The 15,217-nt window shown below is 62.4% G+C and carries 12 protein-coding genes; 4 read left to right on the plus strand and 8 right to left on the minus strand.

Features of this window, described 5'->3' with window-relative positions; translation table 11 throughout:
- The first annotated feature begins 63 nt into the window (after positions 1-63).
- From RNA01_RS15365 to RNA01_RS15375, 3 genes are read left to right on the plus strand one after another with little or no spacing between them, the layout of a single operon-like run.
- On the plus strand, positions 64-1,890 hold the full coding sequence (locus tag RNA01_RS15365; protein ID WP_147181099.1) for a DUF294 nucleotidyltransferase-like domain-containing protein: 1,827 nt from the start codon (positions 64-66) through the stop codon (positions 1,888-1,890).
- A 12-nt stretch (positions 1,891-1,902) separates the two neighbouring features.
- Complete coding sequence (locus RNA01_RS15370; protein ID WP_147181100.1) at positions 1,903-2,427, plus strand: hypothetical protein; 525 nt, start codon at positions 1,903-1,905, stop codon at positions 2,425-2,427.
- A gap of 13 nt (positions 2,428-2,440) precedes the next feature.
- Positions 2,441-4,528: a 3'-5' exonuclease gene (locus RNA01_RS15375; protein WP_147181101.1), complete on the plus strand. Its 2,088-nt coding sequence runs from the start codon at positions 2,441-2,443 to the stop codon at positions 4,526-4,528.
- Positions 4,529-4,632: 104 nt separating this feature from the next.
- Here RNA01_RS15375 and RNA01_RS15380 read toward each other — a convergent pair whose 3' ends face one another.
- Genes RNA01_RS15380 through RNA01_RS15395 form a run of 4 tightly spaced genes read right to left on the minus strand, consistent with a single transcriptional unit; the run spans position 4,633 to position 9,675 of the window.
- Positions 4,633-5,175, minus strand: coding sequence for a sarcosine oxidase subunit gamma family protein (locus RNA01_RS15380; RefSeq protein WP_147181102.1), 543 nt, complete (start codon positions 5,173-5,175; stop codon positions 4,633-4,635).
- Positions 5,176-5,179: 4 nt separating this feature from the next.
- Entirely contained in the window at positions 5,180-8,143 is a 2,964-nt protein-coding gene (locus tag RNA01_RS15385; protein WP_147181103.1) for a sarcosine oxidase subunit alpha, read from the minus strand.
- Complete coding sequence (locus tag RNA01_RS15390; RefSeq protein ID WP_147181104.1) at positions 8,140-8,412, minus strand: sarcosine oxidase subunit delta; 273 nt, start codon at positions 8,410-8,412, stop codon at positions 8,140-8,142. The genes RNA01_RS15385 and RNA01_RS15390 overlap by 4 nt, the downstream gene beginning before the upstream one ends.
- Before the next feature lie 12 nt (positions 8,413-8,424).
- Positions 8,425-9,675, minus strand: a complete 1,251-nt coding sequence (locus RNA01_RS15395; protein ID WP_147181105.1) for a sarcosine oxidase subunit beta family protein — start codon at positions 9,673-9,675, stop codon at positions 8,425-8,427.
- A gap of 160 nt (positions 9,676-9,835) precedes the next feature.
- On the opposite strand from RNA01_RS15395, the gene RNA01_RS15400 reads away from it, so the two are divergent.
- Entirely contained in the window at positions 9,836-10,744 is a 909-nt protein-coding gene (locus RNA01_RS15400; protein WP_147181137.1) for a GlxA family transcriptional regulator, read from the plus strand.
- Between the two features lie 148 nt (positions 10,745-10,892).
- On the opposite strand, the gene RNA01_RS15405 is transcribed toward RNA01_RS15400, so the two are convergent.
- From RNA01_RS15405 to RNA01_RS15420, 4 genes are all read right to left on the minus strand, one after another.
- On the minus strand, positions 10,893-12,320 hold the full coding sequence (locus tag RNA01_RS15405) for an aldehyde dehydrogenase family protein (protein WP_147181106.1): 1,428 nt from the start codon (positions 12,318-12,320) through the stop codon (positions 10,893-10,895).
- 38 nt (positions 12,321-12,358) lie between these two features.
- Positions 12,359-13,444 (minus strand): ABC transporter ATP-binding protein, encoded by a 1,086-nt coding sequence (locus tag RNA01_RS15410; protein WP_147181107.1) that lies wholly within the window; start codon positions 13,442-13,444, stop codon positions 12,359-12,361.
- On the minus strand, positions 13,434-14,054 hold the full coding sequence (locus RNA01_RS15415; protein WP_147181108.1) for a helix-turn-helix domain-containing protein: 621 nt from the start codon (positions 14,052-14,054) through the stop codon (positions 13,434-13,436). The genes RNA01_RS15410 and RNA01_RS15415 overlap by 11 nt, the downstream gene beginning before the upstream one ends.
- 63 nt (positions 14,055-14,117) lie before the next feature.
- Positions 14,118-15,179, minus strand: a complete 1,062-nt coding sequence (locus RNA01_RS15420) for an ABC transporter substrate-binding protein (RefSeq protein ID WP_147181109.1) — start codon at positions 15,177-15,179, stop codon at positions 14,118-14,120.
- Positions 15,180-15,217 lie beyond the last annotated feature (38 nt).

Genomic DNA, 15,217 nt, shown 5'->3' on the forward strand with positions numbered 1-15,217 from the left:
AAGGCCGCCCGCTCTTTTCCCTCAACCAAGGTTTGACCGCACAAGTGGTTCGTTGGGGTCATGATGGCTGAAGCCACTTCCGATATCCTGAAGTTTCTCGAGACCGTCCATCCCTACGACAGTCTCCCGCGCGCGGAGCTGGAACGTGTCGTCGAACGCTTCGCCTGCAAGAGGCTGAATGCTGGCGGGACGGTCTATACTCGCGGCGAATTGTTGCCCGGCTTATTCCTGATCATGGACGGCAGTGTCGAGGTCAGGGACGCATCCAACACCGTCATATCGCAATTATCGCCCAGAAATTCTCTCGGTGAGCGTGGCCTGATGGTCGACGGCCGCGCCGCGACCAACGCGCGCGCGCTGACGGACCTCGTTCTGCTGGTTTTGCCGACGGACGAATTCAAGCGCCTGATCCGCGAGCAGCCGGTCTACGCCCGGTTCTTCACCCGTGGCCGCATCGCGGACGTCAGGCGCAGTGACATGAGCCGGCGCAAGATCGGTGACCTGATGTCGAAGCCGGCGCTCGTATGCTCGCCCGACGATTACGTGCGCCATGCCGCGCAAACCATGCGCGACCGCAAGGTTTCCAGCCTGGGAGTGGTGGAAAAGGATCGTTTCGTCGGCATAATCACCACACGCGATCTGTCCTTCCGGGTTGTCGCCGAGGGACTCGACCCCGCCACGACCCAGGTATCCGCTGTCATGACACGGCAGCCGATCGGATTGACTGAGGATGCGCTCGGTTCGGATGTGCTCAACCACATGCTGGAGCATGGCGTCGGCCATTTGCCCGTGGTGGATGGCGATCGACTGGTCGGCATCGTCACCCAGACGGATCTGACGCGTTTCCAAGCGACGTCGTCGGCGCTGATGATCGGCGAAATCGCCACAGCCGAACAGGTGGCAGACCTGCGGGAGATCACGGCCCGTATACCCCAACTGCTGGTTCAACTCGTCGGCGGCAACAATGCGCACGAGGTTGTGACGCGATTGATCACGGACATCGCGGATGCCGTGACCCGGCGGCTTATCGTGCTTGCCGAGCGCGAGCTTGGGCCGCCGCCGGTACCCTATCTTTGGCTTGCCTGCGGCAGTCAGGGACGTCAGGAGCAGACCGGCGTGAGCGACCAGGACAATTGTATCTTCATCGATGACAGTTTTGTCGAGAGCCAGCGGCCGTGGTTCGAGCGGCTCGCCCGCATGGTCAGTGACAATCTCGATGCCTGCGGCTATGTCTTTTGTCCCGGCGACATGATGGCGACAAATCCGCGCTGGTGCCAGCCGGTGCATGTGTGGCGCAGCTATTTTCTTGGCTGGGTCGAGGCCCCGGAGCCAACCGCGCAAATGCTCGCCAGCGTCATGTTCGATCTGCGCCCCATCGCCGGAACGGCGGGGCTGTTCGATGCGTTGCAGGCGGAGGTGCTGGATCACGCCAGCCGCAATTCGATCTTTGTCGCCCATATGGTCAGCAATTCCCTTAAGCACGCGCCGCCTCTGGGGCTGCTGCGCGGCTTTGCCACGATCCGTAGTGGCGAACATCGCAACCATATCGACATGAAGCACAATGGCGTCGTTCCGGTAGTCGATCTGGGGCGGGTTTACAGCCTGATGGCGCGCTTGACGCCGGTCAATACGCGGGCCAGGCTCTTGGCGGCGGAAGCCAGCGGTGTCATTTCCAACGCGGGGGCACGCGACCTGATCGCGGCCTATGACCTGATCGCCGACATGCGACTGCGCAACCAGGCGAGCCAGGTTAAGGCGGGACATAAGCCCGACAATTATCTCGGCCCCTACGACTTCGGCGACTTCGAGCGCTCCCATTTGCGGGATGCTTTCGTTGTCGTGAGGACCATGCAATCGGCGCTCGCCAATGGCGGACGCGCGCCCGTGTAAAGGAAAAGTGCAATGTTGTTCGAGTTGATCGCGGCTGTGGTGGCGGGGGTGGCGGTGGCCGGTCTTGCCATGGGAATGAGATGGCTGAGCCGCGGCCTGCTGCCGAAGTGGATCGTGCCGGCAGCAGCAGGTCTTGGCATGCTGAGCTACGCGATCTGGAGCGAATATAGCTGGTTCACCCGCCTCACTGAAACGCAACCGGAAGGCGTGGTCGTCGCGTGGCACAATGAGGAGAGCTCCTTCTGGAGGCCCTGGTCGTACTACAAGCCGGTCGTCACCCGGTTCACCGCCGTCGACATGAGAAGCGTTCAACGTCATCCGAACCTGCCCGACCAGGTGATGGTCGATGTCATTCTTGCGGCGCGCTGGCAAAGAGCGGCACGGGTGAAGGTGGTTTTCGATTGCGCCGGCGGCCGGCGAGCGGATCTCGTGGGGGCGAATGTTTCAGTGGCTGACGACGGCAGTATCGTTGGAGCGACCTGGACGGCCTTGCCGGCCGATGATCCGGTTCTCGCGGTAGCCTGCAAGCAGAGTTGAAAGGACATTGAGCTTGACAATAGGACTGCGCGGCCGCGTTCTGCTCTTCTTTGTTGCCATCGCCCTTGGGGCGATCGTGGCGCTCGGGCTCGGCCTGTGGTTCGGTTACCATCGTCATGGCAGTCCGGAGATGCTCGATGCTTTCATACAAGGGGCGGTGGCCTCCAGCTTCGGCATCCTGGCGCTCGTCGCCTGGATTTGGTTCCTGTTCGATACCCATGTGTCGCGACCGATCGAGCAACTGGCGTCGGCCATGCGTGTGCGCACGCACGCGGATGTGGCTGGCGATATCGATCCGAGCCAGGCGCGCTATCTGGGGGATCTGGCCGAAGCCGCATCGTCGGCGACAGCGTCCCTCGCGCAAAGTCGTAATTCGCTGGTGGAGGCGGTGGCACGGGAGACGGCCCGCCTCTCATCGGACAAGACCAAGCTGGAGCATCTGCTTTCCGATGTGCCGCCGGCCGTGCTGCTCTGCACTGGCAGGCATCACATCGTTTTCTATAACAGTGTTGCCCAACACCTACTGTCCGGGCCGAAAACGCCGGTCTGCCTCGGGCGAAACCTGTTCGACTATGTGAACGATGGTGCAATCCGCCAAGTGCATCATCGCCTGCTCGAAGCGGCCTTACCGGATGCGGTGGTTGAATTCGTCTGCACCAGCCCTTGCGGTTCGAGGCGTCTTGCGGGCCGCATGCGTCTTGCCCGCGACAACGGGGGTGACGCGGGCGCCTATGTCATGACGCTACGCGACGTCACCGCCGAAGTCGCCGCCTATGCAAGGCGGGACGTGTTGCTGTGCGAGGTTTTCGAGCACGTCCGCCCGACTGTTGCCGCACTGGTCGTGCGGATCGGAGGGGATGAGAGCCAAGATGGAAGCCCGTCAATGTCGGGACTGAAGGACGATGTCGAAAAGCTCGACGCGACGCTGGCGGATCTCGCGACGCGTTTCGACGGCTGTCGAGCGGATGGCTGGCCGATGGCCCCGGTGGACTTGCGGGAACTGGCGGTGAACTTGCAGAGGCTGCTGGCATCCTCTGGGATCCCGCTTGAGATCGAAGCGAGTGCGCTCGCCTTACGCTGCAATGCCTTCGACATCGTCTCGCTGCTTGGACATGTGGCACGGAAGGCCGCGTCCGCTGGCGATGTGAACGGTTTCAATCTGAGGATCCGAGAGATGAACGAGGCGGCCGAGATCCGCCTCGGCTGGCAAGGTCGAGCGGTCTCCGACAGCGATCTGAAACAATGGCTGTCGGACCCGGTTGACGGCAGTCCGGGCGGCCTTCCGGCGGAAGCCATCCTTGCCGCGCATGCGGCGACAATTGTGCCGGATCGCGAGGGCAGTCTTGCATCGATCAGCATGTCCCTAAGGCCTATCCAGCACCTCAAACCCGCTCCCACCGATACGGCCCGCTCGGTCGTCTATGATTTCGACCTACTGTCACGCGTCTATTCCGAGCGGATTGCCGAAGCACGTCTTGATGATCTGACTTATGTGGTCTTCGATACGGAGACGACGGGCCTTTTTCCGGAGCGGGGGGACGAAATCGTCCAGATCGCCGCCGTGCGGATCGTCAATGGCAGGCGGGTACCGGGCGAGGCCTTCGACATGCTGGTCAATCCGGGGCGACCCATCCCACGATCGTCCTCTGCCATCCATGGTGTCACCGACGCCATGGTCGCCGATGCCTTAAGTGTTCAGGAAGCTGTCGAGCGATTTCACACATTCGCCAAGGGCGCCGTCATCGTTGCCCACAACGCTCCGTTCGATATGGCCTTTCTGCAGCGTCGGGAAACAGAGCTTGGAATCCGTTTCGTCAATCCGATCCTCGACACGGTGCTGATGTCGGCCGCCGTCTTTGGCCTGAACGAGAAACATACGCTGGACGATCTTGTTGACCGGCTCGGGGTTGATTTGCCCGAGAGCCAGCGCCATACCGCCATGGGCGACACCCTGGGGACTGCCGAAGTCTTCCTCAAGCTGAAGCAGGTCTTCCAGGCCAGAGGGATCGAGCGCCTCAGCGAGGCGCTGGCCGAGGTGAAGCGCTATGACAGGCTCCTGCAGGACATCAACCAGACAACAGAGGACGCCGATACGGCGTGAGACAATTGCCTGTTCCGGTCGTTACGTCGCGATTGAGTCGGTGCGGGCCTGCAGCCCCCTGAGCCTACAGGTCCATCGGCTGACCAATCAGTGCGTGACTGCACCTAGTCTGCGGAAAACTCCAGGCCGAGTGCTACGAGTTCGTCCCACAGGCTTTGCGCCAGCGTGCGCAGCACCAGGAGTTCGAAGCGATCCTGCGCCATTCTCGTGATGTGGGTGCCGATATGGCCGAACAAAGTCGGCGTAGCGTGGCCGATGGGGAATTGCGACAGGTCGAAATCGACGCCGCAACCCTTGGCGAGCAGGATTGTCGCCCTGTTGCCGCTGAGGCCGATGCGGATACGGCCATGGCTCTGGTCCACGATCTCGCCGACTGGCTTGAGGGCCATGGCCAGGGCGGCGAGTTCTTCTCGCGTCAGCACATTATCGCCGACGATGAACCACTGGCCGGGCGAAACGAAGCGGACCGAAAGGTCTGAACCACCGGCCGCCGCGCGAATGTCTGGTGACAGGTCGCCGGCTATGCCTTTCGCCAGCACATGGAGCACATGCCCTTCCGCAAGCGGTTCCAGCCGGAAGTCGGTGTAAAACGCGGGTTTTCTGTCGGCGAGCGCCGGGCGGCTTTCGATCTCGAAAACAGACGTCATGACCTTAGACCTTCAGCTTTTCGTTGGCGGGGTCGACAAACACCGGGCTGCAGATCCGGGCGGGTGTGAATTCGTCGCGCAGGCCGTTCCAGATCATCACTTCCTCGCCATGGCGCGACTGGCCGCGTTTGACCAGCGCCAGCCCAATGGCCGAGCCGACATGCGGTGAATAGCAGGACGAACTGACATAGCCCTCGTCGTTCTCCAACCGGGCCTGCGCCTCCTTTGCCAGGACATGGGCACCGGTGCGGAAAGACGCGTTTGCGTCGATGGGTACCAGGCCTACCAGTTGATGGCGCTCCGGGTCGCTCAGCCCCGGCCGTTCCAGCATGCGCTTGCCGATGAAGTCGGGCTTGGCTGCGGACACCATCTTATCAAATCCAAGGTCGCCGGGCACGACCGTGCCGTTGATCTCATTGTGGGTGACGTGACCCTTCTCGATGCGCAAGACCGAGAGCGCTTCGATGCCATAGGGGCAAATGCCGTGTTCGCGGCCGGCCTCCATGAGAGCATCGGCGACGCTTTCGCCGTAGCCTGCCGGAACCGCAAGCTCATAGGCCAGTTCGCCGGAAAACGAGATGCGGAACAGGCGGCCTGCGAGGCGCCCGCCAAACAGCGAAACCTCTTTTGCCGCGAGATAGGGGACGGCTTCGTCGGAGATGTCCTCATCGACGATCTGCGCGAGAATGGCACGGGATTTCGGACCGGCAAGCGCCATCTGCGCCCATTGGTCGGTGACGGATGCGAGCCGCACGTCGAGCTCTGGCCAGAGCGCCTGGGCGCAGAATTCCAGATGGTTCATCACGCTGGCAGCATAGGCCGTCGTGGTGGTCATGAAATACCGATTTTCTGCCAGGTGGCTGGTGGTGCCGTCGTCATAGATGAAACCGTCCTCGCGCAGCATCAGGCCATAGCGCGCCCGACCGACCGGAAGCTTGAGAAAGCCGTTGCAATAGACTCGGTTGAGGAATTCCGCCGCATCCAGGCCGCAGACTTCGATCTTACCCAGCATGGAGACATCACAGAGGCCGGCATTGAGTCGGACGTTGCGGACCTCGCGATTGACGCTTTCGCGCCAGCCGGTTTCGCCGACGCGCGGAAACCAGGCGGAACGATACCAGAGGCCCGCCTCGACGAATGTTGCGCCATTCTTCTCTGCCCAGTCGTGCAGCGGGGATTTGCGCACCGGCTGGAAATGCTTGCCATGAGAGCTGCCGGCCAGTGCGCCAAAGGAAACCGGCGTGTAGAAGGGCCGGAAAGTCGTCGTGCCGACCTCGGCCGGTGAGATGCGTCGCGCCTCGGCAAGCAGGCCGATGGCGTTGACGTTGGAGAGTTTGCCCTGATCAGTCGCCATGCCAGTGGTCGTGTAGCGCTTGGCTAGCTCGACATGGCCGTAGCCCTCCTGCACGGCGAGCCCGAGATCCTTCAGATGCACGTCGTTCTGGAAATCGACGAAGGCCTTGGTCTTGATGCCGGGGATCGACCAGAGTGGCGCGGCCGGCGCGGGGACGATATCATTTTCGACCGCCGGCAAGTCCGCGGTGGGAACCTCAAAGCCGAGGTCTGAGAGGGCGGACTTGGCCGCCAAACGTCCCGACGCCATGGCAGACTGGAGGCCGAAGGTGCCGGCGGTGGAGCCAGCAAGGGCGAGGCCATGCAGGCCCTCGGGCGCCAGAAAGGCGGAATGAGTCTCTGACCAGACCGGCTTTGCGCCGCGATGACAGGCGAGATGGATGATTGGCGAGAAGCCACCGGACATGGCCACGCTGTCGACGGAAAGTCGCTCTGTCTGGCCATCGCGCCAGAGGTCGATGGCCTCGACGGCTTTTGCGCCATGGACGTTGGAGACGAAGCCGCCGTGCACCACACGGGCTTGGCCGTCATAGGCAATTGTGCTGTCGCGCCGGCTGTCGACCAGCGCTGTGACCTCGACGCCTGCGGCCTCCAGATCGCGGGCCAGGGCATAGCCGCTGTCATTGGTGGTGAAGATCGCGGTCTTCTTGCCCGGTGCGACGGCATGACGGTTGAGATAGCTGCGCATGGCGCCGGCCATCATCACGCCGGGAATATCATTGCCGCCGAAGACCAGCGGACGTTCCTCCGCACCCGTGGCAAGGATCGCTTTCCTGGCGGCGATGCGCCACAACCGTTCGATCGGGCGGTTCGAGGCCGGGATCGCCACATGTTTCTGCACCCGCTCCACCGCGCCGAACACCTGGCCATCATACCAGCCGAAGGCCGTGGTGCGCGCCATGATCTGCACATTGGGCAGGCTCTCCAGCTCGGCGATAACGGTTTGGACAAAGGCCGGCGCGTTCTGTCCGCCGACTAAGGCGGTCTCGCTCAGAAGGCCACCACCGAGTCGGGCGTTTTCATCGAGCAGGATGACGCGGGCGCCTGCGCGACCGGCGGCCAGCGCCGCCATCAGGCCGGTCGCGCCTGCGCCGATCACCAGCAGGTCGCAATGGGCCCAGCACTTCTCATAGGGATCCGGATCGGCTTCATAAGAGGCCTTGCCCAGCCCCGCAGCCTTGCGGATAGCGGGCTCGTAGAACCTCTCCCAGAGGGCGCCCGGCCACATGAAGGTCTTGTAGTAGAAGCCGGCGGACAGGAAGGGCGAGAGCAGGCCGTTGACCGCGCCGATGTCGTACTCCAGCGAGGGCCAGCGGTTCTGGCTCTTGGCTTCCAGCCCCTCGTAGAGTTCCTGCATGGTGGCGCGGGTGTTAGGTTCGGTGCGCCCGCCGCGGCCGATGGTCATCAGTGCGTTGGGTTCGGCCGCACCGGCGGTCAGGATGCCGCGCGGGCGATGATACTTGAAGCTGCGGCCGACCAGTTGCTGGCCGTTGGCAAGCAGGGCGGCGGCGAGTGTATCGCCGTCCAGGCCCTGCATCGCCTCGCCGTCGAAGGTGAAGTAGACCGGCTTGGCACGATCGATCAGGCCACCTTTTGCCAGACGATAGGAGGTCATGCGCTCACCGTAGCTCGGTCGGCGGCGTCGCGGCTGCCATGGATTTCATGGGTGGCGGTGTCGCGGGAAACCACCAGCCAGCGACGGCAGCCGGAGGTATGGTGCCAGTACTCGTCGTAGGCGCCGCGTGGGTTGTCGCGTAGGTAGACATGGTCGTACCAGATCTCGGCGTCAGCATCGGCGGCGGGACGGGCAACGGCGGCGCCCTTGACGGTGAATTCTTCCTTGGGACGAAGCCCGCAATGAGGGCAGGGGATACGGCTGGCCATCGGACTCTTCTTTCAATGCAGATTGGGCTGGGCGCCTTGGCCCTTCTCGTCGAGCAGGTATCCGCGCCGGAACCGGTCAAGCCGGAAGGCCCGGGCGGTCTCATGGGGTTCGTCCCGCGCGATCAGATTGGCGAAGCAGTAGCCGGAGGCGGGTGTTGCCTTGAAACCGCCGTAGCACCAGCCGGAGTTGAGGTAGAGATTGTCGAGATGCACCTTGTCGATGATCGGTGATCCGTCCATCGACATGTCCATGATGCCGCCCCAGGACCGCAGCACCCGGATGCGCGACAGCGCCGGGATCATCGCCTTGCCGGCCTCTGCGACGTGCTCGACGGTCGCCAGGTTGCCGCGCTGGGCATAGGAATTATAGCCGTCGATGTCTCCGCCGAAGACCAGGCCGCCCTTGTCGGATTGCGATACATAGAAGTGCCCGGCGCCAAAGGTGACGACGCAATCGATGAAGGGTTTCAGTCCTTCCGAGACGAAAGCCTGAAGCACATGGCTTTCGATCGGCAGTTTCAGCCCCGCCATCTCGGCCACGCGCGACGAATTGCCGGCCGCCGCCAGCGCCAGCTTGGCGCAGCCGATGAAGCCGCGTGTCGTTTCCACCCCGACCGCCTTGCCGGCCTCGGTGCGAATGCCCGTCACTTCGCAATTCTGGATGATGTCGACGCCTTGGCTGTCGGCGCCGCGCGCATAGCCCCAGGCCACCGCGTCATGGCGCACCGTACCACCACGTCGCTGCATCAAGGCGCCCTGGATGGGGAAGCGGGCGTTGTCGTAATCGAGAAAGGGCAGCTTTGCCTTGACCGCATCGCGATCCAGCAGTTCGGCGTCGACACCATGCAGGCGCATGGCATTGCCACGCCGCGTATAGGCGTCGCGTTGGGCGTCGGAATGATAGAGATTGAGCACGCCGCGCTGGGAGACCATGGCGTTGAAGTTGAAATCCTGCTCAAGCCCTTCCCAGAGCTTCATGGAGAACTCGTAGAACGGATTATTGCCAGGCAAGAGGTAGTTCGAGCGGATGATCGTGGTGTTGCGCCCGACATTGCCGGAGCCGATATAGCCCTTTTCGACCACGGCGATGTTCCTCGCCCCGAAGGTCTTCGACAGATAATAAGCCGTCGCCAGACCGTGCCCGCCACCGCCGACGATGATCACGTCATAATGGGGCTTGGGCTCCGGCTGACGCCAATGGGCGGCCCAATTCCTGTTGCCGCGAAGACCGTTGAGAAAGATGGAAAGTGCCGAATACCGCATTCGTGCCCGCTCGATTGGAAGACCGAAACGAAGACTAGGCTGAAAGCACTAAGCCCAATTGCATGAACGAGCTATTTTCTGATAGATTAGAGACGTGATTGATGGCGGCTCCTCTTCCACCCAGCGCTATGGCTTCGTGCTGACCCAGAATTTCGCGCTGATGTCCTATGCGTCGGCGACCGAGCCCTTGCGGGCGGCGAACCTGATCGCCCAGACTGCCCTCTATACCGTCGTGCCGCTTTCGATCGGCGGTCGCGACGTCCAATCCTCCGCGGGCTTTGCCGTGCCCTGCGAGGATCTTTCCGTTATCGGTGGCGGTTGTCATACGATCTTCGTCGTCGCCGGTGGTAATCCCGAGGACTGGAGGGATACGGCCAACCTTCATCCGCTGCTCCGCCGACTGGCGCGACAGGGGGTGCGCATTGGCGCGATTTCCAGCGGCTCCTACCTGCTCGCCGCTGCCGGTCTGCTTGATGGCCGAGATTTCACCATCCACTGGGAACATGCCCCGGCCATGCGCGAGGCCTTTCCGCATCTGGCTCCGCGCCAGGCTCGGTATGTGCTGGATGGCGACCGGATCACCTGTGGCGGCGGCGTGGCGCCGCTCGACATGATGCATGCCCTCATAGAAGCCCGCTTCGGCTCCGCCTTCGCAAGGCGGGTCAGCGACTGGTATCTTCACACCGCCGTGGCGGAACCGACCGCGCCGCAGCGTGGTTCCTTGAGCGAACGTTTCGGAACGCATCATCCGGGCCTGATCGGTGTGCTGGAAAAGATGGAGGCTACGATCGAGCATCCGCTTGACCGCCGGACCATGGCGAGGCTGGTCGGACTAAGCCCGCGCCACCTGGATCGCCTGTTCGCCGAGCACCTCAAGGTCAGCTTCCACGCGACCTATCTGCGCATTCGGCTTGACCACGCCCGTCGTCTCCTGGAGCAGAGCCCCTTATCGATCTCGGAACTGGCCTTCGCCACGGGTTTTTCCAGCGCCTCGCATTTCTCGCGGGCCTTCAGGGAACACTTCGGTGTAACGCCAAAATCGGCCAGAATACCCCGGCGCGCGCCGTGAGATCGACGGTGTGGCCGGTAATGTAGCGCCGTTGGCGCGGGACGCGTCTCTCCGGGGTTTCTCACCGATCTGGCGCCTAGGAAAACCGGAAAACGGAAACCGTGACATCACTGCCGCGGATCACGGGATCCGCGGCAGTGATGAGAGATCACTCGCCGTAACCGACGATGCCCTTGATTTCGAGGAAGTCGTGAATGCCGAAGTCGGCGTATTCGCGACCATTGCCCGACTGCTTGTAGCCGCCGAACGGGGCGTGCGTGTCCCAGTCCGGGTAGTTGAGATAGACCGAACCGGCGCGCATTTCTCGGGCCACCGCACGAGCGTGTTCGATGTCCTGCGACTGGATGTAGGCGGCCAGGCCGTAGACCGTGTCGTTGGCGATGGCGATCGCTTCTTCTTCGGTCTTGTAGGGCAGGATCGACAGGACCGGTCCGAAGATCTCCTCGCGCGCGATGGTCATGTCCTTGGTGACATTGCCGAACACGGTCGGGCGGACATAGTAGCCGCGATTCAGGCCGTCGGGACGGCCAAGACCACCGGCAACGAGGGTCGCACCTTCCTTGATACCAGTCTCGATCAGGCGCTGGATCTTGTCGAACTGAAGCTGAGAAACGACCGGGCCGAGATCGGTGTCATCGGCGGTCGGGCTGCCGACCTTGTGGGCTTCGGCTGCTGCCTTGGCGAACTTAAGCGCCTCCTCGTGGCGGTCGGCGGGAACCAGCATACGGGTCGGCGCATCGCAGGACTGGCCGGAATTGCCAAAGCAACCCTGGACGCCCTTGGTGACGGCGACCTCAAGGTCGGCATCTGGCAGCACGATATTGGCCGACTTGCCGCCTAGTTCCTGGGCGACGCGCTTGACCGTGTCGGCGGCCGTCTTGGCGACAATGATGCCGGCGCGGGTCGAGCCGGTGAAGGACACCATGTCGACATCCGGATGGCCGGCCATGACCTGGCCGACATCGGGGCCGGTGCCGTTGATCAGGTTGAAGACGCCCTTCGGCACACCGGCTTCTTCCATGACCTCGGCCCAGACGAGGCCCGAGATCGGCGCGATTTCCGACGGCTTCAGCACCACGGTGCAGCCGGCGGCGATCGCCGGCGCGACCTTGCAGACAATCTGGTTGAGTGGCCAGTTCCACGGCGTGATGAGCGCGCAGACGCCGATCGGTTCCTTGACCACGGTGGTCGAGCCGCGCTTTTCGGAGAACTTGTAGTTTTCCAGCGCCTCGATGGTCGATTCCATATGCGCTCGACCGGCCCAGGCCTGGGCGTCGCGGGCAAACGACAGCGGCGCGCCCATCTCGTTGGAAACGGCAACCGCGATGTCTTCGAAGCGGGCGTTGTAGACTTCGAGGATCTTCTTCAAAAGCGCCAGGCGCTCGGCAACCGAGGTCCTGGAGAAGGTTGCAAAGGCTCTCTTGGCAGCGGCAACAGCCTTGTCGACATCAGCCTTCGAGCCGACGGCGATTTGCGTATAGGCCTCTTCGGTCGCGGGGTTGATGACATCGAGAGCTGCCGGCATGACCGGATCGACCCAGGCGCCGTCGATGAAGAATTTCATATTGTGTGACATGGATCAGGTTCCTGAACTGGATTTGCAAATGAAAGGCATCACGCCGGCAACAAACTGCATGCGGCTCCCGGACGCAAGCGTACATGGGCACGCTGGCCGGCAAGCAGGCCGGACCGCTCGCTCTCGCGCGGAATGTCGAGGACAATTTCGCGGCCGCTTTGAAGATCGCCGTGTACCCGCAGGCTACGACCGTGAAAGACGATGCTGGTAATGGTCAGCGGCGCCGAATCCGGCGTGCTGTCCTCGGCCAGCAATAGGTCCTCCGGCCTTACGCCCAGGGTCATGGCGCCCTTTGCCTGTGCTGAAGCGGCCGCATCCGCCGGCACGAGGGCTGGCAGACCGTTGGCGTCCAGCCTGATGCTCCCGCCCTCCGCGCCAAGCGAAATGGCGGGCAGCAGGTTCATCGTGCCGATGAAACTGGCAACGAACTTGGTGGCCGGATTGTCGTAGAGTTCGGCTGGACTTGCCACCTGTTCGATACGAGCCTTGTTCATCACGGCGATCCGGTCGGAAATCGAAAGCGCCTCTGTCTGGTCGTGAGTCACCATGACGAAAGTGGTGCCGAGGCGCGACTGCAGGCTTTTGAGTTCGACCTGCATCTGTTCGCGCAGATGAGCGTCGAGCGCCGACAGCGGCTCGTCGAGCAGCAGCACCTGCGGCTCGCAGACGATGGCGCGGGCCAGGGCCACGCGTTGACGTTGGCCACCGGAGAGCGCCTGCACCCGGGACTGCGCCTTGTCGGCCAGGCCGACCAGTTCGAGTGCCGACAGAATGCGCCGGCGCTGTTCGGCCGCTGGAACCTTGCGGATCGACAGCCCGAAACCGACATTCTCGGAGACATCCATATGTGGGAAGATCGCATAGTCCTGAAATACCGTGTTCACCGGTCGGTCGAACGGCCGCAGATAGGTGATTTCGCGCCCACCCAGGCGGACCGAACCGGATGTCGGCATTTCGAAGCCGGCGATCACGCGTAGCGTCGTGGTCTTGCCACAGCCGGAGGGGCCGAGCAGGCTGACAAACTCGCCCTGAGCAATCGTCAGATCGATATTGGCGAGGCCTATCCAGTCATTGGCGAAAACCTTGTTGACGCCGGACAGTGACAGTAGTGCTTCAGTTGCCATCCCGGACCTCCGACGGCTTGACGGTGTTGACCCAGAGAATGGTGCATGTCTCTGAGCCGGGATTGCGGAAGGAGTGCAGCAAGGTGCTCTTGAAAGCGAAGCTGTCACCCTGGCGCAGCATGTATTTGGTCGCATCGACGACCAACTCGACGCTCCCATTCAGGACGAAGCCGAATTCGTGGCCGCTGTGGGAATAGGCCTCTGACGTACCGCCATTTGGCTCCACCTCGACCGTCATGCCTGTGAGTGTGGCGCCAGGCGGCGATAACAATTGCTTGCGGATACCTTCCGAGTGAACCGGCAGATCACGCCGGTTGGCGGCCCGCACGCAGTAGATGTCGCTCGACATGTCATTGCCCTCGGAGATCAGCACCGACGGCTCGACGTTCAGTGCCGCCGCCAGCGGCCAGATGACCTTGACCCTGAGCGACGTCATGCCCCGCTCGATCTGGCTCAGCGCGCCGATCGAAATGCCAGCCCGGGCCGCGAGCTCGGCCAGGGAGAGACCACTCTCCAGCCGGAGTGCGCGAATGCGTCGCCCCACCATGATGTCGGCCTCGCCGACGTCGCTGGCTGTTTTCACCAAATCTTCGTCAAGATCGCTGGTCATGTGCCGTATCTGCTTCCTCGTGTACAGAAATGGGCGCCGCCGGGCAGGCGGCGCCCGGATACCTTAACCGCCTGCTTTGACCTTCTCGAACATTTTGGCCAGGCTGTCATTCTGTTTCATCGGTCCGGTGAAGACCGTTTCCTTCAGCATAACCTCTGGATCGGCCGGTAGTTGCAGGCTTTCGAGAGTCTCCGGCGGCACTGCGGCAAATGCCGTGGACGTAGAACTGCCGTATCCATAAGCCTCAATCAGATATTTGCCGGACTCGGCTTCGAGACGGCTGTTGATGAAGTCATAGGCGAGATCGGTATTCTTCGAATCCTTGAGCAGCACGAAACCGCAGGCCCAGGTCAGCATGCCTTCCTTCGGCTTCATGAACTCGACCGGCACGCCCTGCTTCTTGAGCGCCACAGCCGATGCGTTCCATGTCATGGCCGCAACCAGTTCGCCGCTGGCGAGAGACTGTTCAACCGACGTCATGTCGGTGGTGTAGCTGGCGAGGAGCGGGCGCTGTTCGCGCAGCTTGTCGGCAACCTTGTCCATTTCGGCATCGGTCATGTCGAAGGGATTGACGCCAGCAAGGATCGCAGCGACGAGCGGTGTGTCGTGAACCGCGTCGATTGTCGCCATGCGACCGGCATACTGCTTGTCCCAGAGCAGAGACCAGCTGTTCTCCGGATTTTGCACCAGATCGGTCCGGTACAGAACCGAGGTATTGCCCCAGTCCCACGGAATCATCCAGACCTTGCCGTCGCCGGCCTGCAGGTCCGGCAGATTGCGAAATACCGGGAAGATATTGTTCCAGTTCTTGATCTTCGAGGTGTCGATCGGCTGAAGCAGGCCCTCCTTGTTCCAGCGGGCGATCTTATCGTAGCAGGGATGGGCCACGTCGGGACGGAAGCCGGCCTTGACCTTGGTGAAGGCGTCGTCGTCATCGCCGAACATGGTCGCCTCGACGCCATCAGCATGAGCCTTGAGGAAGCTCGGGTTGAACTCCGGCAGTTCGTAGCCCGACCAGGTGAAATACTTCAGCTTTTCCTCGGCCGCGGCTGAACCGGTCAGAAAGCCAAGGCCAAGGGCCAGCGCGGCGACACCACCCAGAATACGTCTCTTGTTTGTTTGCATGCTCGTTCTCCTCTTTGTTTTTTTGAATGACGAATGCG

This window comes from Paenirhizobium naphthalenivorans, assembly GCF_007992095.1.
Taxonomy (GTDB): domain Bacteria; phylum Pseudomonadota; class Alphaproteobacteria; order Rhizobiales; family Rhizobiaceae; genus Allorhizobium; species Allorhizobium naphthalenivorans.

Excerpts from the sequence above, each read along its gene's own strand:
- RNA01_RS15405 (WP_147181106.1), bottom strand. The coding sequence starts at position 12,320 with ATGTCACACAATATGAAATTCTTCATCGACGGCGCCTGGGTCGATCCG.
- RNA01_RS15370 (WP_147181100.1), top strand. The coding sequence starts at position 1,903 with ATGTTGTTCGAGTTGATCGCGGCTGTGGTGGCGGGGGTGGCGGTGGCC.
- RNA01_RS15365 (WP_147181099.1), top strand. The coding sequence starts at position 64 with ATGGCTGAAGCCACTTCCGATATCCTGAAGTTTCTCGAGACCGTCCAT.
- RNA01_RS15395 (WP_147181105.1), bottom strand. The coding sequence starts at position 9,675 with ATGCGGTATTCGGCACTTTCCATCTTTCTCAACGGTCTTCGCGGCAAC.
- RNA01_RS15410 (WP_147181107.1), bottom strand. The coding sequence starts at position 13,444 with ATGGCAACTGAAGCACTACTGTCACTGTCCGGCGTCAACAAGGTTTTC.
- RNA01_RS15420 (WP_147181109.1), bottom strand. The coding sequence starts at position 15,179 with ATGCAAACAAACAAGAGACGTATTCTGGGTGGTGTCGCCGCGCTGGCC.
- RNA01_RS15415 (WP_147181108.1), bottom strand. The coding sequence starts at position 14,054 with ATGACCAGCGATCTTGACGAAGATTTGGTGAAAACAGCCAGCGACGTC.
- RNA01_RS15400 (WP_147181137.1), top strand. The coding sequence starts at position 9,836 with ATGTCCTATGCGTCGGCGACCGAGCCCTTGCGGGCGGCGAACCTGATC.
- RNA01_RS15385 (WP_147181103.1), bottom strand. The coding sequence starts at position 8,143 with ATGACCTCCTATCGTCTGGCAAAAGGTGGCCTGATCGATCGTGCCAAG.
- RNA01_RS15380 (WP_147181102.1), bottom strand. The coding sequence starts at position 5,175 with ATGACGTCTGTTTTCGAGATCGAAAGCCGCCCGGCGCTCGCCGACAGA.
- RNA01_RS15390 (WP_147181104.1), bottom strand. The coding sequence starts at position 8,412 with ATGGCCAGCCGTATCCCCTGCCCTCATTGCGGGCTTCGTCCCAAGGAA.